This is a genomic window from Variovorax palleresanus (genome assembly GCF_051144945.1).
GTDB lineage: Bacteria > Pseudomonadota > Gammaproteobacteria > Burkholderiales > Burkholderiaceae_C > Variovorax > Variovorax paradoxus_S.
This window is the reverse complement of sequence record NZ_JBJNVP010000001.1, coordinates 373,720-395,867: the sequence shown is the minus strand read 5'-3', so window position 1 is coordinate 395,867 and position 22,148 is coordinate 373,720. Positions and strand designations below refer to the sequence as shown.

Genomic DNA, 22,148 nt, shown 5'->3' with positions numbered 1-22,148 from the left:
TTAATCCTCCTCCCGCACCCGATACTGCCCCATCAGCGTCTGCTGGACGGCCGGCGGCACGGCTTCGTAGTGGGATAACGCAAGGGTGTAGCGGCCCTGGCCGCTGGTCATCGCATTGAGCCGCGACTGGTAGTTGGCCAGTTCGGCCTCGGGCACCTGCCCGCCGACGACCACGGTGCCGGCGCCCATGGGCGACGTGCCGGTGACCAGGCCGCGCCGCGACGACAAATCGTTCGTGACGTCGCCCACCGAATGTTCGGGCACGGCGATCTCGATCTGCACGATCGGCTCAAGCACGACTGGCCGGGCCTCGCGGATCGCGGCCATGAAGGCCTTGCGTCCTGCGGTCGCGAAGGCGATGTCCTTGCTGTCGACGCTGTGGTGCTTGCCATCGTGCACCACCACGCGCACATCGACCACGGGGTAGCCCGCGATCGCGCCGCACGCCAGCACTTCGCGCACACCTTTTTCGACTGCGGGAATGAACTGGCCCGGGATCGCCCCGCCCCTGACTTCGTCGGCAAATTGAAAGCCGGCACCGCGCGCCAGCGGCTCGATGCGCAGGAAGACTTCGGCGAACTGGCCGGCGCCGCCGGTCTGTTTCTTGTGCCGGTGATGCCCCGCGGCCGGCGCGCTCACTGTCTCCCGGTAGGCAATGCGCGGCGGCCGGGTCAGGACCTCGAAGCGGTACACCTCGCGCAAGCGCTCGAGCACGATGCGCAAGTGAAGCTCGCCGAGCCCGTAGAGCACCGTCTCGTTGGTCGCGGCCGCATGCTCGATGCGCAGGCACGGATCCTCGGCCGCGAGCTTGCCGAGAATCTCCCAGGCGCGCTGCTCGTCGCCATGCCGCTTGGGCTCCACGGCCATGCCGTGCACCGGCACCGGGAACGCCAGCGGCGCAAGATGGATGTGGTTGTCTTCTGCCGCGTCGTGCAGCACGGCGTCGAAATGGATTTCATCGACCTTGGCCACCGCCACGATGTCGCCCGGTATCGCACGCGAGACCTCCATATGGTCTTTGCCCTGGAGCATGAACAGGTGCCCCACCTTGAAGGGCTTGCGGCCGTCGCCGACGTAAAGAAGGCTGTCGGGCGTGACCGTGCCCTGGTGCACGCGGAAGATGCCGAGCTTGCCGACGTAGGGGTCGACCGTGACCTTGAACACGTGCGCCAGCACGTGCAGCGACGGGTCGGGCGTGGCCTGCATCGGCTTCGCATCCGTGCCCTCGCCGAGCAGGAACTCCGGCGGATTGGCTTCGGTCGGGTCGGGCAGGAGCTTGACGATCACGTCCAGCAGCTCGGCCACGCCGGCGCCGCTGCGCGACGAGACGAAGCACACCGGGATCAGGTGGCCTTCGCGCAGCGCCTGCTCGAGCGGCGCGTGCAGCTCCGCCGGATCCACGTCGCCCTCTTCAAGGTAGCGGTCGACAAAGGCCGGGTCGACCTCGACCACCTGCTCCACCAGCGCGCGGTGCGCCGCTTCGACGGGGCCGAAGTCGGACTGCCCGAAGCGGTTGAAGAAGCAGTCCAACACCCGCTTGCCGACCCTGTCGGGCAGGTTCAGCGGCAGGCATTCGCGGCCGAAGGTGGCCTGGATGTCGGCCAGCAGGCCCGACAGCGAGACGCCCTGCGCGTCGATCTTGTTGACGATGATCATGCGGGCGAGGTGGCGCGAGGCCGCGTACTCCATCATGCGCACCGCCATCGGCTCGATGCCGGTGGCGGCATTGATGACCACCGCCGCTGTTTCGACCGCCTCCAGCGCCGGCAGGCTCTGGCCGAGGAAGTCGGGACCGCCGGGCGTGTCGATGAAGTGGATGCGCGTGCCGGCATGCGTGAGGTGCATCACCGACGCGTTGAGCGAGTGCTGCATGCGGCGCTCGAGCGGGTCGTAGTCGCTGACGGTGCTGCCGCGCTCGATGCTGCCGCACGCCCCGATGGCGCCCGCCTTGTGCAGCAAGGCCTCGGCAAGGGAGCTCTTGCCCGCGGCTGCGGGGCCGACGAGCGCCAGCGTTCGCACCGCTTCCATTTCGGCCGTGAGGCCGTTCGATCGGCTTGGCATGGCATGTCTCCTTGGCGTCCGCAAGGCCGGCCCGGCGGCCCGCAAGGGCTCGGGTGCTGCGCGTGGACGTTGGGCCAGCGTACGGGATTGGCCGTGCCGATGCAAGGTTGCGTTTGCCGACCCGGCGTCCGGACTGGCTCAGCATGCCCCTGTGAATCGACACGCGAGGCCGTCGTGCTAGGATGTGTACATCCGAATACGAACCTGGTTTTACTGATGTCAACCACGATGACCATTCGACTCGACGACGAAGTCAAGAATCGGCTCGACCACCTCGCCGATGCGACTCAGCGCAGCAAGTCGTTCCTGGCCGCCGAAGCGATCCGCGCCTATGTCGAAACCAATGAGTGGCAGATCGGCGAAGTGCGCGCTGCGCTGAAGGAAGCGGACGCCGAAGACTTCGCAAGCGACAAGGAAGTTGCAGCGCTCGCAAGAAAATGGAAGGTGAATGCGGATTAAGTGGCTGCGCGCCGCTCTGCGTAACCTGGACGAGGAAGCCACCTATATCGCCACCGACGATGCGGCTGCGGCCAGGCTGGTCGTCGGTCGAATTTTTCAGTCGGTGGCCATGCTTGCACTTCAGCCAGGCCTCGGTCGGCCTGGACGCGTGCCTGGAACGCGCGAATTGATCGTGCCAAAGACCCGCTACATCGTCCCCTATCGCGTGCGAGGCGACACCGTCGAAATCCTGCGCGTGTTCCACACATCTCGCCGCCTGCCGCAGCGCTGGTAGGCCGACACAACCGATCGGACGATCTTGCGCCCCTAGGACTTGAACTCGTCCGCCGCAATGCCGAGCTTGCGCAGCTTGTCGTGCAGCGTCTGCCGCGCGATGGCCAGCGCGCTGGCGGTGGCCGGCTGGTCGCCCTGGTGCTTGCGCAGCGTCTCGACGATCACCGCCCGCTCGAAGGACTCGACTTGCTGCGGCAGTCCGCGGGGCAAGGCGGGCATGTCTTCGCCGTTGCCGCGCACCTGCGTCAGGCGCTCGCCCAGGAGGCCGAGCACGAAGCGGTCGGCCACGTTGCGCAGCTCGCGCACGTTGCCGGGCCAGGCATAGGCCATCAGGTCGGCGACCTGCGCACTGCTCGGGATCGGCGCGGCGCGCTCGTAGCGCGCAGCCGCCAGCAGCGTGAAATGCTCGAACAGCAGGGGAATGTCCTCGCGCCGTTCGCGCAGCGGCGGCAGCTCGATGAAGGCGACGCCGAGCCGGTAGTACAGGTCAGCCCTGAACTTCTGCCGGTCGCTCATGTCTTTCAGGTCGTCCTTGCTCGCGGCCACCACGCGGCAGTCGAAGGGTATGGCCTTGTTGGAGCCGATGCGCTCGATGGAGCGCTCCTGCAGCGCGCGCAGCAGCTTGATCTGCACCGCCATCGGCATGCTCTCGATCTCGTCGAGAAAAAGCGTGCCGCCGTTGGCGTATTCGAACTTGCCCACGCGCACGCGATTGGCGCTGGTGAAGGCGCCGGCCTCGTGGCCGAACAACTCGCTCTCGGCCAGCGCCTCGGGCAGGCCGCCGCAGTTGAGCGGCACGAAGTGCTGGCGGCGGCGCTCGCTGTGCTCGTGCAGGCAGCGGGCGACGAGCTCCTTGCCGGTCCCGGTCTCGCCATAGATCAGCACGTCGGCCGAGGTTTCGGCCAAGGTCATCACGGTGCGGCGCACCTGCTGCATCTGCGCCGATCGGCCGATCAGCACCGCCTGGATGCCGTGCCAGTTTTCCAGCGCGTCACGCAGCGCGCGCACCTGCAGCGTGAGCTGCCGGCGCTCGATGGCGTGGCGCACGATGGCCACCAGCCGCTCAGAGCTGAAAGGCTTCTCGATGAAGTCGTAGGCGCCCTCGCGCATGGCCTGCACCGCCATGGCGATGTGGCCGTGGCCGGTGACCAGGATCACGGGCAGCTCGGCGTCGGTGTGGTGGAGTTCGAGCAGCCATTCGGTGCCGCTCAGGCCCGGCAGGCGCACGTCGCAGACCACGATGGCCGGCACGCCGAAGCTGATGTGGGGGCGGGCGCGTTCGGCGCTCGCGAAGGCTTCGACCTCGAAACCGGCCAGGGTCAGCACCTGGATCGTGCTGAGGCGGACGTCTTCGTCGTCCTCGACCAGCAGCACCCGGATGGCAGGGGCTTCGCTCACTTGTTGATCACTCCTGTGGGGGTGGGAATAAGAATGGCCTGAACGGCGGCCGGCAGGTCGGCGACGAAGCACGCGCCGCCCTCCGCCAGGTTGGCGGCGCGCAGCGTGCCGTCCATGGCCCGCACCAATTGTGCCGAGATCACGAGGCCCAGGCCGAGTCCGGTGCCCGCCGGCTTGCTGGTGACGAAGGGCTCGAACAGGCGCGGCAGGATGTCGGGCGGAATGCCGGGCCCGGTGTCGCTCACGCGCAGGATCACGCGGCCGTCCTGCGGCCGGGCTTCCAGGCGCAGCGTGCGCCGTGAGGCGGGTGAGGCCTGCATGGCGTCGATGGCGTTGCGCATCAGGTTGACGAGCACGCTGCCCAGCGCGGCCTCCTCGGCCATGACGCTCACCGTGGCGGGCTGCACGTCGACCTCGATGGCGACGCCGTTCTTCTTCGAGGATTCGGCGACGATGGCCTGCGCGTCGGCCACGGCCTGCGCCATCGGCACGGGCGCGAGCGGCAGTTCGCTCTTGTGCGCGAAGGTCTTGAGCTGCGAGGTCAGGCGCGCCAGGCGGTCGACCATGCCGCGAATGCGCTGCAGGTTGCCGCGCACGTCGTCGAAGCGGCTCTTGTCGAGCAGGATGGCGGCGCTTTCGGAGAGGGTGCGCATCGCCGTGAGCGGCTGGTTCAGCTCGTGCACCACGCCGGCCGACATCTGGCCCAGCGCCGCCATCTTGCCGGCATGCACCAGTTCCCCCTGCGCGGCGCGCAGCTGCGCGGTGCGCGCGGCCACGGTCGATTCGAGGGAGTCGTGCGCCGCCTGCAGCGCCGCCTGATTGGCCAGCTTCTGCCGCACGGCCCGGCGGCGCTGCCACAGCGTGACGGCAAGCAGCAGCAGCACCGCCATCGCCAGGCTCGCGGTGATGGCCGCGTTGCGCGCGCCCACGCGCACCGGCGCCAGGTCGTCGAGCGCCATCAGCTGCCACGGCGCACCGCGCAGCGAGCGCTTCGAGGCAAGCTGGTCCACGCCGTCGAGCGAAATGACCTGCACGTCGCGCGCCAGTGCCTCCTTCAGTGTCCATTGCAGCGGCTGCAGGCCGGCCTCGCCATAGGGGCGCGAGCGCAGCACCTCGGCCCGCTGCGAGGGGTCCAGCGGCAGCATCGGCCGGAACTTCAAGTCTTCGCGGGTGGCAAGGATCACCACACCGCGCTGGTCGATCAGCGCCACGTTGCCCGGCAGCATGCGCCAGGCGCGCTCGGACTCCTCGAGATTGACCTTGACGGCCACCACGCCGCGCACGGGCTGGTCGCGGCGCAGGGCGTACGAGAGGTAGTAGCCGGGCTTGCGGCTGGTGATGCCGACGCCGTAGAAGCGGCCCTTGCCCTGGCCCAGCGCATCGATCACATAGGGCCGGAACGACAGGTCCTGGCCGACGGTGGTGCCGGCCCGGTCCCAATCGGAAGCTGCCAGCGAAGTGCCTGCGGCGTCGAGCACGTAGAGCATTTCCGCGCCTGCGGCGGCGTTGACGCCATCGAGATAGCGGTTGACCGCGTCACGCAGCGCCCCGTCCGACGGCGCGCGCAGCAGCGCCGGGACGATGGGGGTCATCTCCAGCAGCGCCGGCAAATACTCAAAGCGGGCCAGGTCGGCATCGAGCCCGGTCGCCAGCATGTCGAGCCGGTGGTCGGCCGCTTCGCGTAGCCGCGCCAGGCCGTTTTGCAAGGCGAAGTGATGGCCGGCGAAGGCGGCCAGTGCCACCAGCGCCAGCGCGCCGATCCAGCGCGGCAGGCTGCGCCACCGTCTGCGGGTATGAGAAGGCAAGTCGAAGTGCCGCGTCGGCTCCCGTGAAATCATGAGCCCGTTATTGCACAAGGCCGCGAAGGCCGCATCAGTGGCTGCCCGGTGCCGGGTGTCACGCGCGGTTTCGGCCAGGCCCAGTGTCTGCTCAGGCATAGCGCAGTTCGCCGGTCTTGCCGCGGAAGACCCGATAGGAGAACACGGTGTAGCCCACGATGGCCGGCACCGAGATGCACACGCCGACCAGGATCACCTTGAGCGCCGGTGCGCTGCTGGCCGCCTGCCAGATCGTGAGCTGGCCGATCACCACATAGGGATAGATGCTGTAGGCCAACCCCAGGAAGCCGAGCACGAACACCATGACCAGCAGCACAAAGGGCAGCCAGCACACCGGCCCGCGCACCATGCGCGTATTCAGCAGGGCGCGCACGGCAAGCAGCGCCGCGCCGGTCATGAGTGGAATGGCGGCCAGCGCCAGGATTTCGGGCAGTGCGAACCAGCGTCCGCGCACCTCGGGACTGATCCAGGGCGTGGCCATCGAGATCAGCAGCATGCCGCCGACCATGGGCGCCCAGGCGGTACGCGCCCACTGCACGGCGCGCTCCTGCAGCGCGCCTTCGGTCTTCATGATGAGCCAGGCCGCACCCATCAGCACGTAGGCCATCGGCAGCGCCACGGCGATGGCGGCAGCGAACACCGGGTAGTTCCAGCCGGTGCCGAAGCCGCTGATGTAGCGCCCCAGCATCCACCCCTGCGCCACCGAGGCCAGCGTGGAGCCCGCGAAGAAGAGCCGGTCCCAGGTGCGCTTGTGGCTGTCGCGCGCCTTCACGCGAAAATCGAAGGCCACGCCGCGCAACGTGAGGCCGATCAGCATCAGCGCCACCGGCAGGTAGAGCTCGCCCAGCACCAGGCCGTGCGCCTTGGGGAAGGCCACCAGCAGGATGCCCACGCCCAGTACCAGCCAGGTTTCGTTGGCATCCCAGAACGGGCCGATGGAGGCGACCATCACGTCCTTCTCGGCGTCGGTGGCGCGGTGCATGAGCATGCCCACGCCAAGGTCGTAGCCGTCGCTGATCACGTAGACCAGCATCGACACGCCCATCAGCGCCATGAAGATCACCGGCAATGCGGCGTCGAAACTCATCATCGCGTTCATTGGCTAACCTCCGCGCTGCGCGCTGCGGTGCCATTCGACTTGGGAGCGGCCCGGCGTCTCATGCGCGGCCTCCATCGAGAATCGGCGAGGTGATCGCGCCCGCCGGTGTCAGGGCCTGTTCGGCCGCCTCCGTCGCCAGCACCTCGTCGGGCTTTTCGGCCATGTACTTGAGCACCGCCACGTACGCCACGATGAGCGCGAGATACAGCGCCACGTAGAGCGCCAGCGTGAGCCCGATCATCGCGGCCGGCACCTTCGACACCACGTCGGCCGTGCGCACCAGGCCGTAGACAATGTAGGGCTGCCGGCCAATCTCGGTGACGTACCAGCCCGCCACGGTGGCCACCCAGCCCGAGAAGGTCATGCCCGCGAAGAGCCGCAGCAGCGCGCGCGGCAGCTTCGCCGGCTGCCAGCGTGTGCGGCGATACAGCCACCAGCCGAGCCAGCTGGTCGCGAGCATCAGCATGCCCATGCCGACCATGATTCGGAACGCAAAGAACATCGGCAGCGGCGGCGGGTGCGCATCGGGAAAGTCGTTGAGCCCACGGATCTCGCCGTCGGCCTTGTGCGTGAGGATCAAGCTCGCGCCGTTCGGCACCGCGATCTCGAAGCGGTTGCTGCGCGTCCGGTCATCGGGAATGGCGAACAGCAAGAGGGGCGCTCCGCGCTCGGTCTCCCACACGCCTTCCATCGCCGCGATCTTGGCCGGTTGGTGCTTGAGCGTGTTGAGGCCGTGCATGTCGCCCACCACGATCTGCACCGGAATCAGAACCGCCGCCAGCGTGAGCCCCACGCGCATCACGCGGGCCGCGCTGCGCTGCCCCGCGCCGCGCAGCACCTGCCAGGCCGACAGGCCGGTCAGAAGGAACGCGCAGGTCAGCGCCGATGCCAGCAGCATGTGCGCGAAGCGGTACGGGAACGAGGGATTGAAGATCACCGCCAACCAGCTCGCCACGTGGAACTCGCCGTCCACGATCTCATGGCCCGCGGGCGTCTGCATCCACGAGTTGAGCGCCAGGATCCAGAAGGCCGACAGCGTGGTGCCGAAGGCCACCATGAAGGTCGACATGAGATGCACGCGCTCGCTGACCTTGCCATGGCCGAACAGCATCACGCCCAGAAAGCCCGCCTCCAGGAAGAACGCGGTCAGCACCTCGTAGCCCAGCAGTGGCCCCGCCACGTTGCCGACGCGCTCCATGAAGCCCGGCCAGTTGGTGCCGAACTGGAAGCTCATGGTGATGCCGCTCACCACGCCCAGCGCGAAGGTCAGCGCAAACACCTTGGTCCAGAAGCGGTAGGCATCGAGCCAGCCCTGCGCCAACACGGCATCGGTGCCACCGCGCGTGCGGAGCCACCGCCAGCGGAAGAACAGCAGCAGCCAGCCCAGCGCGATGCTGATCGTGGGAAACAGGATGTGAAAGGTGATGTTGGCCGCGAACTGCATGCGGGCGAGGATCAGCGCGTCCATCGGGTTCCTTTCAGGCCGGCGGCAGCGCGGCCGCCGCCGGCCCGGGTCATCGCTTCGCCGCCCCGCCCTGCTTCAGGGCTTCGGACATGCCGATCAGCACGCCGCTCACCAGCGTTGCGTAGCTGTCGAGCATCGCCTGCGAGGCGCGCAGGCTCAGCGCACGGCCGTCGCGCAGGTTCTTGTGCGTGTCTTCCATGAGAAGTTCGAGCGCCGCGGTGGCGCGTGCGCCGGTGCCCGTGCCCTTGCCCTGCGCCGCCTGGAACACGGCGCTCCAGGGGCCGTCGGCCGGCGCCGCCTTGCGCACGCTGGCAAACAGCGTGTCTTCCATCTTCTCGATGTCGGCCAGTGCCTTCTTGAGCTGCGTCTCGCGCAGGCTCACGCCCTGGTCGACCAGCTGCTGCAGCGCACGCTGGTTGGCCAGCACCGCTTGCTCCAGCGCGCCGTCCATGCCGGCGAAGGCCTTGGCCAGCAGCGCCTGGACGTCGGGCGCGGGCAGCTTGCTCCCCTCGGCGCCGGCCGAAGCCGCCTTGGTGACCGTGCCCAGCACCTGCCGGATGTTTGCGAGCGTGAGCTCGCGGCCCTGCAGCGCCTTGAGCGTGGCCTCGTGCACGGCCTTGCGGATGGCTTCGCCCTGCTTGGCCGAGGCGTCGGTGAACTTGTTGATCAGTGCGACCTGATCGATGCCGTTTTTGAGGATCATGGCCGTCCGTTCATTGCATGTGCTGGCCGCCGTTGATGGCGATGTTGGCGCCAGTCACGAACGCCGCCTCTTCCGAGGCCAGGTAGATGATCAGGCCCGCCACTTCCTCGGGCTTGCCCAGGCGACCCACGGGGATGTGCGGCAGGATCTTGCTGTCGAGCACTTCCTTCGGAATGGCCGTGACCATCTTCGTGCCGATGTAGCCGGGCGAGATGGTGTTGACCGTCACGCCCTTCTTCGCCACCTCGAGCGCCAGCGCCTTGGTGAAGCCGTGCACGCCGGCCTTGGCGGCCGAATAGTTGGTCTGGCCGAACGCGCCCTTCGAGCCGTTCACCGACGACACGTTGATGATGCGGCCCCAGCCCCGGTCCACCATCCCGTCGGCCACCTGCTTGCTCATGTTGAACAGGCTGTCGAGGTTGGTGCGCAGCACGGCGTTCCAGTTGATCTGGTCCATCTTCTTGAAGGTCATGTCGCGCGTGATGCCGGCGTTGTTGACCAGCACGTCGACCGGGCCGAGGGCTTCCTGCACCTGGCCCACGGCCCGTGCGCAGGAGTCGTAGTCGGCCACGTCGCAGGGCACGGCCAGGATCTGGTAGCCGCGCTCGGCCATCTGCGCCACCCACTCGGCATGCGACTTGTTGCCCGGCGAATAGGTCACCGCGAGCTTGTAGCCCGCATCGACCATCTTGGTGGAGATCGTCTCGCCCAGGCCGCCCATGCCGCCGGTGACGAGGACCACTTGTTGCTTCTTCTCGCTCATTTGATTGCTCCTAGGTGCGTTGTGTGTGACAGGAAAGAAATTCGTTCAGGCGCGTTCAAGCGCGTTCAACAGCCAGCGCCACGCCCATGCCGCCGCCGATGCATAGCGACGCAAGGCCCTTGTTGGCGCCGCGGCGGCGCATCTCGTGCAGCAGCGTCACCAGCACGCGGCAGCCCGAGGCGCCGATGGGATGGCCGATGGCAATGGCGCCGCCGTTCACGTTGATACGGCTCGTGTCCCATTCCATCTCGCGGTTCACGGCGCAGGCTTGTGCCGCGAAGGCTTCGTTGATCTCCATCAGGTCGAGGTCCTGCGCCTTCCAGCCGGCTTTCTTGAGCGCCAGCTGCGAGGCGGGTACCGGGCCCATGCCCATGAGCGACGGATCCAGGCCGGCGCTCGCATAGGCGCGGATCACCGCCAGCGGCTGCAGGCCGAGCGCGGCGGCGCGCGAGGCCGACATCACCAGCACCGCGGCCGCGCCGTCGTTCAGGCCCGAGGCATTGCCGGCCGTCACCGAGCCGGTCTTGTCGAAGGCCGGGCGCAATCCTGCGAGCGCGTCGGCATTGGTCTTGCGGTTCACGAACTCGTCGGCCGAGAAGACGATCGGATCGCCCTTCTTCTGCGCGATGCTGAACGGAAGAATTTCGTCGTCGAAGCGACCGGCGTCCTGCGCGGCCGCGGCCTTCTGCTGCGAGGCCAGCGCAAGCGCGTCCTGCATCTCGCGCGTGATGCCGTACTTCTTCGCCACGTTCTCGGCCGTGGTGCCCATGTGGTACTGGTTGTAGACGTCCCACAGGCCATCCACGATCATGGTGTCGACCAGCTTCCAGTCGCCCATGCGCTGGCCGTTGCGCGAGTTGGGCAGCACGTGCGGCGCGGCGCTCATGTTCTCCTGGCCGCCGGCCACCACGATCTCGGCGTCGCCGCACTTCACGGCCTGCGCCGCCAGCATCACGGCCTTGAGGCCGGAGCCGCAGACCTTGTTGATGGTGAGGCCCGGCACGCCAATCGGCAGCCCCGCCTTGATGACCGTCTGGCGCGCCGGATTCTGCCCCGCACCGGCCGCGAGCACCTGGCCCATGATCACCTCGGACACCGCATCGCCCGGCACCCCGGCCTTCTCGAGCAGGCCCTTCACCACATGCGCGCCCAGCTCGGGCGCGGCCGTGCCGGCGAGTGCGCCGCCGAACTTGCCGACCGCCGTGCGTTGCGCGGCCACGATCACGATATCGTCTGACATGAGAGTCTCCTTTGGGGGTTGATGTGAAGGGAATGAGGGCAGCCGGATTCAGGCCGCCTTGGCTTTGACATAGCGCCCGGGCGCGGGCTCGATGACGGGGAAATCCGCGCTGCCCAGCTCGCGGCGCGTAGCGACCTTCGCGCCGCCGTGCGTGCCGAGCCAGTCGCTCCACGCGGGCCACCAGCTGCCGTCGATGCTTTGTGCGCCCTCGAGCCAGGCACTCGCGTCCGAGGCAAGATCGCCGACCCAGTGGTTGCGCTTCTTCTTCGCGGGCGGGTTGATCACGCCCGCGATGTGGCCGCTCGCGCCGAGCACGAAGCGCGTCTTGCCGCCGAGCAGCGCCGTGCCGGCATAGGCGGTCTTCCACGGCACGATGTGGTCGTCGCGCGAGGCATACACGAAGGCCGGTGCGTCGATGCGCGACAGGTCCACCGGCACGCCGCACTGCACCGTGCCGCCAGGCTCGCGCAGCTTGTTTTCCAGGTAGGTGTTGCGCAGGTACCAGCAGTACATCGGCCCCGGCAGATTGGTGTCGTCGCCGTTCCAGAACAGCAGGTCGAAGGCCGGCGGCGCCTTGCCCTTGAGGTAGCCGTTGACCACGTAGGGCCAGATCAGGTCGTTGGCGCGCAGCGCGGCAAACACGGTCGCGAGCTCGCGGCCCTTCATGAGGCCGCCGCGGCCGATGGTGGCCTCGCGGGTCGCGACCATGGCCTCGTCCACCATCAGGCCCAGCTCGCCGGTGTCCGAGAAGTCGAGCATCGCGGTCAGGAGCGTGACGCTGGCGGCCGGCTTCTCGCCGCGTGCAGCGGCCACTGCGAGCGCGCTGCCCAGCAGCGTGCCGCCGATGCAAAAACCCAGCGTGTTGACCTTGTCGGAGCGGGCGATGCCGCGCGCAACGTCGAGTGCCTGGAGCACGCCTTGCTGGACATAGTCGTCCCAGCCCAGGTGGCCCTGCTCGGCGGACACGTTGCGCCACGACACCAGGAACACCGTGTGGCCCTGTTCAACGGCATACGCGACCAGCGAATTCGCAGGCTGCAGGTCGAGGATGTAGAACTTGTTGATGCAGGGCGGCACGATCACCAGCGGCCGCCTGTGCACCTTGGCCGTGGACGGCGTGTACTGCACGAGCTGCATCAGCTCGTTCTCGAACACCACGCCGCCCAGGCTGGTCGCGACATTGCGGCCGACCTCGAAGGCTTCGTCGTCCGACATCGAGATGCGGCCTTTCGCCACGTCCGCGAAAAAGAGACGCACGCCTTCGAACAGGCTTGCACCGCCCGAGTCGAGCGCGGCCTGCATCGCCTCGGGGTTGGTCGCCAGGCCGTTGGCCGGGTTGATGGCGTCGATCACCTGGCGCAGCGCGAAATCCATCTGCGCCTTGCCGCGCGCGTCCAGCGGTGCGACCTCCAGCGCGCTGCGCATCAGCGCACCAAACTGCTGGTGGCCCTGCGACAGCCCCTGCTGCCAGGCTTGCAACCACGAGGCCGCGTCGAATCCGTAAGAAGGTTGGGTCATGGCCGTGACTGCTCAATGCAGCTTGACGTGAGGTTCGGTGCGCCGCGTGATGAGGCGTGCGAGCGTGTCGAGCGAAACCTTGACGATGCCGTGCAGCGCCAGCTCGTGCATCTTGTAGAGCGACACGTACATGAGGCGCGCGAACAGCCCTTCGATCATCAGGTTCCCGCCGATCAGGCCGCCCATCATGTTGCCGACGGTGCTGTACTCGCCGAGTGACACCAGCGAGCCGAAGTCGCGGTAGCGATAGGGCTTGAGCGCCTTGCCCGCCATGCGCCGGCGGATCTGCGCCGCAACATGCGAGGCCTGCTGGTGCGCCGCCTGCGCGCGCGGCGGCACCAGGCCGCCCTTGCCGCCGTTGGCCTCGGGCCAGTCGCAGGCGGCGCAGTCGCCGATCGCGAAGACGTCGGCATCGCGCGTGGTCTGCAAGGTCGGCAGCACCGCGAGCTGGTTGCTGCGGTTGGTTTCCAGCCCCGCGATGTCCTTCATGAAATCGGCCGCCTTCACACCCGCGGCCCACACCACCAGCTCGGCCGGCAGCACGCGGCCATCGGCCAGGCGAACGCCCTCGGGCAGCACCTCGGCCACCTTGGCAGAGGTGTGCACGTCCACGCCCAGCTTGCGCAGCAGCGCCTCGGTGGCGGCCGACATGCGCGCGGGCAGCGCGGGCAGCACGCGGTCGGCGGCCTCGATCACGCTGACCTGGATGTCCTTCTCGGCGTCCACGCGATCCAGCCCGTAGGCGACCACTTCGCGCGTGGTGCGGTGCAGCTCCGCCGCCAGCTCCACGCCGGTGGCGCCCGCGCCGATGATGGCCACGTGCAGCTGCTCCGGCCGCAGCGGCGCGGTCTGCGCGTGCGCGCGGATGCAGGCATTGACCATGCGCTGGTGAAAGCGCTGGGCGTCCGCCTTCGATTCGAGCCGCAGCGCATGCTCGCGCACGCCGGGCGTGCCGAAGTCGTTGCTGAGGCTGCCGATGGAAATCACCAGCGTGTCGTAGCCGAAGGCACGCGCCGGCGTGACCAGCCGGCCCTCGTCGTCCATGTAGGGCGCCACCTGCACCTCGCGCCGCTCGCGGTCGATGCCGGTGAGCTCGCCGAGCCGGAAGCGGAAGCCATGCCAGTGCGCCTGCGCGAGGTAGTCCACTTCGTGCGCGCTCAGGTCCATGCTGCCCGCGGCGATCTCGTGCAGCTTGGGCTTCCAGACGTGCGTGCGGTTCTTGTCGATCAGCGTGATGTCCGCACGGCCGCGCTTGCCCAGCGTGTCGCCGAGGCGCGTCGCCAGCTCCAGGCCGCCGGCTCCGCCACCCACGATGACGACTCGGTGCTTCTGCACGGGGCTGTTCATGGTTGGCTGCTCCGTACAGGCATGAGATGCTTCAGCGGGGCTGGGCCACAGGCATGTGGGTCTCGACCTTGTCCAGCACCGCCTCGGGCGAGTCGGCCTCGGCCTCCGTCTCGTTGTCCAGGATGCGCCTCATGCGCACGGTGTCCAGGTCATTGGTCCACTTGGCGACCACGACCGTGGCCACGCCGTTGCCGATCAGGTTGGTGAGCGCGCGGGCTTCCGACATGAAGCGGTCGATGCCGAGGATGAGCGCGAGGCCGGCCACCGGCACGTGCCCCACGGCCGAGAGGGTGGCCGCCAGCACGATGAAGCCGCTGCCCGTGACGCCCGCTGCCCCCTTCGAGGTGAGCAGCAGCACCGCCAACAGCGTGAGCTGCTGGGTGAGGGACATTTCGGTGTTGGTCGCCTGCGCGATGAACACGGCCGCCATGGTCAGGTAGATGGAAGTGCCGTCGAGGTTGAACGAGTAGCCCGTGGGCACCACCAGGCCGACCACCGACTTCTTCGCGCCCAGGTTCTCCAGCTTGGCCATCATGCGCGGCAGCACCGATTCGCTCGACGAGGTGCCCAGCACGATCAGCAGCTCTTCCTTGATGTACTTGATGAACTTCCAGATGCTGAATCCGTGCGCGCGCGCAATCAGCCCCAGCACCACGAAGATGAAGAACAGGCAGGTGGCGTAGAAGGTGGCCATCAGCTGGCCAAGCTGCAGCAGCGAACTCACGCCGTATTTGCCGATGGTGAAGGCCATGGCACCGAAGGCGCCGATGGGCGCGACCTTCATGATGTAGCCCACGATCACGAAGAGCACGTGCGAGCCCTTCTCGATCACGTCGAACACCAGCGTGCCGCGGCCGCCGAACTTGTGCAGCGCAAAGCCGAACATCACGGCGATCAGCAGCACCTGCAGGATCTCGCCCTTGGCGAAGGCGTCGACCACCGTGTTCGGGATCACGTTGAGCAGGAAGTCGGTGGTGCTCTGCATCTTGCCCGGGCCGGTGTAGGCCGCGACGCTCTTGGCGTCGAGCTGGCTCACGTCGACGTTCATGCCGGCGCCGGGCCGCACGATGTTGATGATCACGAGGCCCACCACCAGCGCAACGCTGCTCACGATCTCGAAGTACAGGAGCGCGAGGCCGCCGGTCTTGCCGACCTTCTTCATGTCTTCCATGCCCGCGATGCCGACCACCACGGTGCAGAAGATGATCGGCGCGATGATCATCTTGATGAGCTTGATGAAACCGTCGCCGAGCGGCTTCATCGATGCGCCGGTGTCGGGATAGAAATGCCCCAGCAGCACCCCGAGCACGATGGCCGTGATGACCTGGAAGTACAGGGACTTGTAAAAGGGCTTGGGTACGACTTGGTGGTCCACGATATCTCCTAGAAAATTTCAGACGCCGGCGGCATGCACCTGCCGGGCTTGGGCCGGCTCATGGCCGTGCCGCCGTCAGGCCGCGTTGCGGTGCGAGTTGGCATCGACCACCGCCAGCGCCGTCATGTTGACGATGCGGCGCACCGTGGACGACGGCGTGAGGATGTGCACCGAGCGCGCCGCGCCCAGCAGGATGCCGCCCACCGTGATGCCGCTGCCGGCCGCCACGCGCAGCAGGTTGTATGAGATGTTGGCCGCATCGACGTTGGGCATGATGAGCACGTTGGCCTCGGTCTCCAGCGCCGAGTCCGGAAACTCGTGGTCGAGGATGGTCTTCGACAGAGCCGCGTCGCCGCGCATCTCGCCTTCCACCGCAAGCTGCGGGTCGCTCGCCTTGATGAGCGCGAGTGCCTCGCGCATCTTCACGGCCGAGGCCGCGTCCGAGCCGCCGAAGTTCGAGTGCGACAGCAGTGCGACGCTCGGCGTCACGCCGAAGCGGCGCACCTCTTCGGCCGCGAGCAGCGCGATCTCGGCGATCTGCGCGGCATCGGGGTCGCGGTTGACGTGCGTGTCGCAGATGAAGAGCTGGCGCCCGGGCAGCATCAGCATCTGCATGGCGGCCATGGTCTTGGTGCCGGGGCGCAGGCCGATCACGTCGCGCACATGGCGCAGGTGGTCGCCGTAGCTACCGAGCGTGCCGCACAGCATGGCGTCGGCGCGGCCCTGGCGCACCAGCATCGCCGCAAGCAGCGTGCCGCGGCTGCGCATCTCGGTCTGCGCCACCAGGCGCGAGACGCCGTCGCGGCGCTTGAGCTGGTAGTAGGCCTCGGCCGCATCGCCGTACACGGCGGGGTCGAGCAGGTCGACGGCCTCGCAGTCGGTGCCGAGCGTGAGGCGCAGGCCGTACTGCGCGATGCGCTCGGCAATCACCTCGGGGCGGCCCAGCAGCAGCGGGCGCGCCAGGCCTTCGTCGACCACCACCTGCGCGGCGCGCAGCACGCGCTCGTCCTCGCCCTCGGCGTAGACCACGCGCTTGGGCGCCTGCTTGGCCGCGGCGAACAGCGGCTGCATGCTGCTGCCCGACTGGTAGACGAACTGCGACAGGCGCTGGCGGTAGGCCTTCATGTCGGCGATGGGCCGCGTCGCCACGCCGCTGTCCGCCGCGGCCTGCGCCACCGCGGGTGCGACGAACTCGATCAGGCGCGGGTCGAAGGGCTTGGGAATCAGGTAGTCGCGGCCGAAGCGCAGACCGACCGCGCCGTAGGCCTGCGCCACCACCTCGGGGATCTCGGCATGCGCGAGCTCGGCGATCGCGCGCACCGCGGCGAGCTTCATCTCTTCGTTGATGGTGGTCGCGCCCACGTCGAGCGCACCGCGGAAGATGAACGGGAAGCACAGGACGTTGTTGACCTGGTTCGGATAGTCCGACCGGCCGGTACCGAGGATGGCGTCGGGCCGCACGGCCAGCGCGTCTTCCGGCAGGATTTCCGGTGTCGGGTTGGCCATGGCGAGGATGATCGGATCGCGCGCCATCTCCTTCACCATCTCGGGCTTGAGCACACCGCCGGCCGAGAGGCCGAGGAAGATGTCGGCGCCGGCGATCACGTCGGCCAGCTTGCGCGCCGAGGTGTCCTGCGCGTAGCGGGCCTTGTTCGGGTCCATCTGCTCCTTGCGGCCGGTGTAGACCACGCCCGCGCTGTCGGACACGAAGATGCTATGCATCGGCAGGCCCAGGCTCACGATCAGGTCGAGGCAGGCCAGCGCCGCCGCACCGGCGCCCGAGGCCACCAGCTTCACTTCGCGGATGTCCTTCTTCACATGCCGCAGCGCATTGAGGATGGCTGCAGCCGCGACGATGGCGGTGCCGTGCTGGTCGTCATGAAAGACCGGGATCTTCATGCGCTCGCGCAGCTTCTTCTCGATGTAGAAGCACTCGGGCGCCTTGATGTCTTCCAGGTTGATGCCGCCGAAGGTGGGCTCCATGCGCGCGATGGTGTCGATCAGCGCGTCGGGGTCGCTCTCGTCGAGCTCGATGTCGAACACGTCGATGCCGGCGAACTTCTTGAACAGGCAGGCCTTGCCTTCCATCACCGGCTTGCCGGCCAGCGCGCCGATGTTGCCCAGGCCCAGCACGGCGGTGCCATTGGTGATGACGGCCACGAGGTTGGCGCGCGAGGTGAGGTTCATCGCCTCGGCCGGGTCGCGCACGATCTCCATGCAGGCCTCGGCCACGCCGGGCGAGTACGCGAGCGCGAGGTCGCGCTGCGTGGCCATCGGCTTGGTCGGGTTCACCGAGATCTTGCCCGGCGTGGGAAAGCGGTGGTAGTCGAGGGCGGCTTCGCGCAGTTTTTCGTCGGACATGGTGTCTCCGTGGGAAAGTCAGTAAGGGGTGGCCGCGCCGGCATCGGCCAGCCAGTCGCGCAGACCGCACAGCAGCGCCGCGGGCTGGTCGGCGTGGACCCAGTGCCCGGCGTCGGCGATGCGTTCGGTCCCCGCGTGCGGGAACAGCGCACGGATGCCGGCGAGCGACGAAGGCCGCACGTAGCCGGACTCCGCGCCGTGGACGAAGAGCGCGGGGCCGTCGTAGCGCGCTTCGCGCAGCGCGTCGGGAAAGCTGCAAAGCTCACGCATGCACAGGCCCGTGGCGAGCAGGTTGAGCCGCCAGTCGAAGCGGTCGTTCTGCCGGCGCAGGTTCTGCATCAAGAAGTCGACCGGCGCGTCGGCGCCGAGGCTGTCGGCCAGCGCCTGCTGGATTTCGCGGCGGCTGGTGGCACTCGCCACCTCGAGACTGCGCATGGCCGACACGTACGACGAGAACTGGTCGGCGTAGCTCTCGGGGGCGATGTCGATCACGGCGATGCCGCCGATGGCTTCGGGGTGCGAGAGCGCCAGCGCCATCGCGGTCTTGCCGCCCATGCTGTGGCCGATCACGAAGGGCCGCTGCAATTGCTCGCGCTCGATCAGCGCCAGCACGTCGCCCGCCATCTCCACATACGACATCGATTCGGCCCACGGCGAGGCGCCATGGTTGCGGGCGTCGGGCAGGTAGACGCGGTGGTCCGCGGCCAGCGCCTCGGCAACCTGCTTCCAGTTGCGCCCCGCGCCGAACAGGCCGTGCAGGATCACCACCGCGGGTCCCGATCCCAGGGCCTCGAAAGACAGTGCGAGCGGCATGGCGGGGCCTACTTCTTCTTCACCGGGGGCAGGTCGGTGCAATGCCCTTCGAAGACCTCGGCCGCCATGCCGATCGATTCGCCGAGCGTCGGATGCGGATGGATGGTCTTGCCGATGTCGGAGGGCTCGCAGCCCATCTCGATGGCCAGGCACACTTCGCTGATCAGGTCGCCCGCATGCGTGCCGACGATGCCGCCGCCGACGATGCGGTGCGTGGCCTCGTCGAACAGCAGCTTGGTGAAGCCCTCGTCGCGCCCGTTGGCGATGGCGCGGCCTGATGCGGCCCAGGGGAACACGGCCTTGCCGATCTTCAGGCCCTCGGCTTTGCACTGCTCTTCCGTCTTGCCGGCCCAGGCCACCTCGGGGTCGGTGTAGGCCACCGAGGGAATCTGCCGCGCATCGAAGAACGACGCCTCGCCGTGCGCCGCCTCGGCCGCCACGTGCGCCTCGTGCACCGCCTTGTGGGCGAGCATGGGCTGGCCCACGATGTCGCCGATGGCGAAGATGTGGGGCACGTTGGTGCGCATCTGCTTGTCGACGTCGATGAAGCCGCGGTCGGTGACGGCCACGCCGGCCTTGTCGGCCGCGATCTTCTTGCCGTTGGGGCTGCGGCCCACGGCCACCAGCACCAGGTCATAGACCTGCGGGGCCGAAGGCGCCTTCTCGCCTTCGAAGCTGACCTCGATGCCGGCCTTGGTGGCTTTGGCACCGACGGTCTTCGTCTTGAGCATCACGTTGTCGAAGCGCGGCGCGTTGAACTTCTCCCACACCTTGACGAGGTCGCGGTCGGCGCCCTGCATCAGGCCGTCGAGCATTTCGACCACGTCGATGCGCGTGCCCAGCGTCGAATACACCGTGGCCATTTCCAGGCCGATGATGCCGCCGCCGATCACCAGCATGCGCTTGGGAATTCCCTTGAGCAGCAGCGCACCGGTGGAGTCGACGACGCGTTCGTCCTCCGGCATGAAGGGCAGCTTCACGGCCTGGGAGCCAGCGGCGATGATGGCCTTGGCGAACTTCACCACCTTCTTCGCGCCGCCCTCGCCCACCACTTCGAGGTGATAGGCATCGAGGAAGCTGCCGACACCGGTGACCACCTCGACCTTGCGCGCCTTCGCCATGCCGGCCAGGCCACCGGTGAGCTTCTTGATGACGCCGTCCTTGAAGCCGCGCAGCGCGTCGATGTCGACTTCAGGCGCGGTGTACTTGATGCCGTGCTTGGCGAGCAGCTTCACCTCGTCCATCACGCCGGCCGTGTGCAGCAGCGCCTTCGAGGGGATGCAGCCCACGTTGAGGCACACGCCACCGAGCGTGGCGTAGCGTTCGACCAGCACGGTCTTCATGCCGAGGTCCGCGCTGCGGAAGGCGGCCGAGTAGCCGCCGGGGCCGGCGCCGAGCACGAGCACTTCGCATTCGATGTCGGCCTTGCCGGTGTAGCTGCCGGCCACGGGCGCAGGCGCTGCCTCGCTCCCTCTCCCGCTTGCGGGAGAGGGTTGGGGTGAGGGTGCGGCCGCCGCCCTCACCCCCGGCCCCTCTCCCGCAAGCGGGAGAGGGGAGGCAGCAGCAGCAGCCGTTTCGATGACGAGGATCACCGAGCCTTCGCTGACCTTGTCGCCGAGCCCGATCTTCAGTTCCTTCACCGTCCCCGCATGGCTCGACGGAATCTCCATCGAGGCCTTGTCGGACTCCACCATGATCAACCCGGTATCGACCGCGATGACCTCGCCGGGCTTGACCAGCAGTTCGATGACCGCGACATCCTTGAATTCGCCGATGTCCGGGACCTTGACTTCCACCATGTGTGCCATTGGGAGCTTCCTTCAGAACAGCACGCGCCGCAGGTCGGCGAGCACGTTGGCGAAATAGACGTTGAAGCGCGCAGCGGCGGCGCCGTCGATCACGCGGTGGTCCCATGAGAGGGACAGCGGCAGGGTGAGGCGCGAGGTGTAGGTCTTGCCGTCGCTGGAGTGCTGCTTCCAGTAGCTCTTGCACACGCCCATGATGGCGACCTCGGGCGCATTGATGATCGGCGTGAAGTAGATGCCGCCGATGCCGCCCAGCGAGCTGATGGTGAAGGTGCCGCCCGACATCTGGTCGGGCTTGAGCTTGCCGTCGCGCGCGAGCTTGGCAAGCTCGCCCATCTCCTTGGCGATGTCGGGCACGGTCTTCTTGTCGACGTCGCGGATCACCGGCACCATGAGCCCGTTGGGCGTGTCGGCCGCAAAGCCGATGTGCCAGTAGTTCTTGAGCACCAGGGCGTCGCCGTCGAGGCTGGCGTTGAACTCCGGGAACTTCTTCAGCGCGGCGACGGCCGCCTTCATCATGAAGGGCAGCATGCTGATCTTGACGCCCGACTTTTCCAGCTCCTTGTTCATCTGCACGCGGAACGGCTCAAGGTCGGTGATGTCGGCCTCGTCGTGCGTCGTCACGTGCGGAATGACGACCCAGTTGCGGTGCAGGTTGGCGGCGCTGATCTTCTTGATGCGTGACAGTTCTTTTCGCTCGGTCGGGCCGAACTTGGCGAAGTCGACCTTGGGCCAGGGCAACAGGTCGATGCCACCAACGCCACCGCCCGCGGGAGCGGATGCAGCCTTGGACGCGGCCGGAGCGGCAGATACACCACCGTCCTTCGCGAAGGCCTCGACGTCGGTGCGCACGATGCGGCCGTGGTCGCCGGTGCCCTTGACCTTGCCGAGGTCCACGGCGAGTTCGCGTGCGAGTTTGCGCACGGCAGGGCCAGCGTAGGCGAGTGCGAAGCCCGCTTCGACCTCCGCATTGCCGGCAGGCGACACCGCCGCTGCTGCATCACTCCCTCTCCCGCTCGCGGGAGAGGGTTGGGGTGAGGGCGCACCCCCCACCACAGGCGCATCGCCCGTAGCGAGCGAAAGAATCACCGACCCCTCGCTCACCTTGTCCCCGATCTTGATACCGATGGCCGTCACCACGCCCGACAGCGGCGCCGGCACGTCCATCGTCGCCTTGTCGGATTCGAGCGAGACGATCGGGTCTTCGGCTTTCACCGTGTCGCCGACCTTCACGAAGATCTCGATGACCGGCACGTCCTTGAAGTCGCCGATATCGGGCACGCGCACCTCGGCGATGCCGGCCGGCGCGCTGGTGGCCGCAGGCGCGGCGCTCACGCTGGGCTTGGCGGGTTCGGTGGGCGCGGGCGCAGCGGCAGCGCCGCCCTCGGCCTTGAACGTCATGATGACGCTGCCTTCGCTGACCTTGTCGCCCAGCTTCACCGAGATGGACTCGACCACCCCGCCGCGCGGCGCGGGCACCTCCATCGTCGCCTTGTCGGATTCGAGCGAGACCAGCGGGTCTTCGGCCTTCACCGTGTCGCCGGGCTTCACGAAGATTTCGATGACCGGCACGTCGCTGAAGTCGCCGATGTCGGGAACCTTGATGTCGATTGCGTTGCTCATGTTTTGC

Annotated in this window: 17 protein-coding genes; 2 read left to right on the top strand and 15 right to left on the bottom strand. The window is 67.9% G+C overall.

Features of this window, described 5'->3' with window-relative positions; all coding sequences use genetic code 11:
* A complete protein-coding gene (fusA, locus tag ACJ7Z0_RS01880; RefSeq protein ID WP_434788410.1) occupies positions 1-2,061 on the bottom strand; it encodes an elongation factor G in 2,061 nt (686 codons plus the stop codon).
* A 228-nt stretch (positions 2,062-2,289) separates the two neighbouring features.
* Between fusA and ACJ7Z0_RS01875 the strand changes: the two genes are divergently transcribed.
* Positions 2,290-2,520: a CopG family ribbon-helix-helix protein gene (locus ACJ7Z0_RS01875; protein WP_434788409.1), complete on the top strand. Its 231-nt coding sequence runs from the start codon at positions 2,290-2,292 to the stop codon at positions 2,518-2,520.
* Positions 2,510-2,794 carry a type II toxin-antitoxin system RelE/ParE family toxin gene (locus ACJ7Z0_RS01870; protein ID WP_434788408.1) on the top strand — a complete coding sequence of 95 codons (285 nt, stop codon included), beginning with the start codon at positions 2,510-2,512 and terminating at the stop codon, positions 2,792-2,794. The genes ACJ7Z0_RS01875 and ACJ7Z0_RS01870 overlap by 11 nt, the downstream gene beginning before the upstream one ends.
* Positions 2,795-2,826: 32 nt before the next feature.
* On the opposite strand, the gene ACJ7Z0_RS01865 is transcribed toward ACJ7Z0_RS01870, so the two are convergent.
* The 14 genes from ACJ7Z0_RS01865 to ACJ7Z0_RS01800 form a co-directional block, all read right to left on the bottom strand.
* Entirely contained in the window at positions 2,827-4,191 is a 1,365-nt protein-coding gene (locus ACJ7Z0_RS01865) for a sigma-54-dependent transcriptional regulator (protein WP_434788407.1), read from the bottom strand.
* Complete coding sequence (locus ACJ7Z0_RS01860; RefSeq protein ID WP_434788751.1) at positions 4,188-6,029, bottom strand: sensor histidine kinase; 1,842 nt, start codon at positions 6,027-6,029, stop codon at positions 4,188-4,190. Before ACJ7Z0_RS01860 ends, ACJ7Z0_RS01865 begins: the two co-directional genes overlap by 4 nt.
* Before the next feature lie 91 nt (positions 6,030-6,120).
* Positions 6,121-7,128 carry a cytochrome d ubiquinol oxidase subunit II gene (locus tag ACJ7Z0_RS01855; protein ID WP_434788406.1) on the bottom strand — a complete coding sequence of 336 codons (1,008 nt, stop codon included), beginning with the start codon at positions 7,126-7,128 and terminating at the stop codon, positions 6,121-6,123.
* A gap of 58 nt (positions 7,129-7,186) precedes the next feature.
* Positions 7,187-8,596 carry a cytochrome ubiquinol oxidase subunit I gene (locus tag ACJ7Z0_RS01850; protein ID WP_434788405.1) on the bottom strand — a complete coding sequence of 470 codons (1,410 nt, stop codon included), beginning with the start codon at positions 8,594-8,596 and terminating at the stop codon, positions 7,187-7,189.
* Positions 8,597-8,642: 46 nt separating this feature from the next.
* Entirely contained in the window at positions 8,643-9,296 is a 654-nt protein-coding gene (locus ACJ7Z0_RS01845) for a DUF6781 family protein (protein ID WP_434788404.1), read from the bottom strand.
* Positions 9,297-9,306: 10 nt separating this feature from the next.
* Positions 9,307-10,059, bottom strand: coding sequence for an acetoacetyl-CoA reductase (gene phbB, locus ACJ7Z0_RS01840; protein ID WP_434788403.1), 753 nt, complete (start codon positions 10,057-10,059; stop codon positions 9,307-9,309).
* A 55-nt stretch (positions 10,060-10,114) separates the two neighbouring features.
* The gene (locus tag ACJ7Z0_RS01835) at positions 10,115-11,299 is read right to left on the bottom strand and encodes an acetyl-CoA C-acetyltransferase (RefSeq protein WP_431121409.1); all 1,185 of its coding nucleotides are present in this window, start codon (positions 11,297-11,299) and stop codon (positions 10,115-10,117) included.
* A gap of 48 nt (positions 11,300-11,347) precedes the next feature.
* Complete coding sequence (locus ACJ7Z0_RS01830; RefSeq protein WP_434788402.1) at positions 11,348-12,817, bottom strand: PHA/PHB synthase family protein; 1,470 nt, start codon at positions 12,815-12,817, stop codon at positions 11,348-11,350.
* 12 nt (positions 12,818-12,829) lie between these two features.
* A complete protein-coding gene (locus ACJ7Z0_RS01825) occupies positions 12,830-14,164 on the bottom strand; it encodes an NAD(P)/FAD-dependent oxidoreductase (protein ID WP_434788401.1) in 1,335 nt (444 codons plus the stop codon).
* Positions 14,165-14,195: 31 nt separating this feature from the next.
* Positions 14,196-15,539, bottom strand: coding sequence for a dicarboxylate/amino acid:cation symporter (locus ACJ7Z0_RS01820; protein WP_434788400.1), 1,344 nt, complete (start codon positions 15,537-15,539; stop codon positions 14,196-14,198).
* Between the two features lie 75 nt (positions 15,540-15,614).
* Positions 15,615-17,900, bottom strand: a complete 2,286-nt coding sequence (locus ACJ7Z0_RS01815; protein WP_434788399.1) for an NADP-dependent malic enzyme — start codon at positions 17,898-17,900, stop codon at positions 15,615-15,617.
* Positions 17,901-17,918: 18 nt separating this feature from the next.
* Positions 17,919-18,713, bottom strand: coding sequence for an alpha/beta fold hydrolase (locus ACJ7Z0_RS01810; RefSeq protein WP_434788398.1), 795 nt, complete (start codon positions 18,711-18,713; stop codon positions 17,919-17,921).
* A gap of 8 nt (positions 18,714-18,721) precedes the next feature.
* A complete protein-coding gene (lpdA, locus tag ACJ7Z0_RS01805; protein ID WP_434788397.1) occupies positions 18,722-20,521 on the bottom strand; it encodes a dihydrolipoyl dehydrogenase in 1,800 nt (599 codons plus the stop codon).
* Positions 20,522-20,533: 12 nt separating this feature from the next.
* A complete protein-coding gene (locus ACJ7Z0_RS01800) occupies positions 20,534-22,141 on the bottom strand; it encodes a dihydrolipoyllysine-residue acetyltransferase (RefSeq protein WP_434788396.1) in 1,608 nt (535 codons plus the stop codon).
* Positions 22,142-22,148 lie beyond the last annotated feature (7 nt).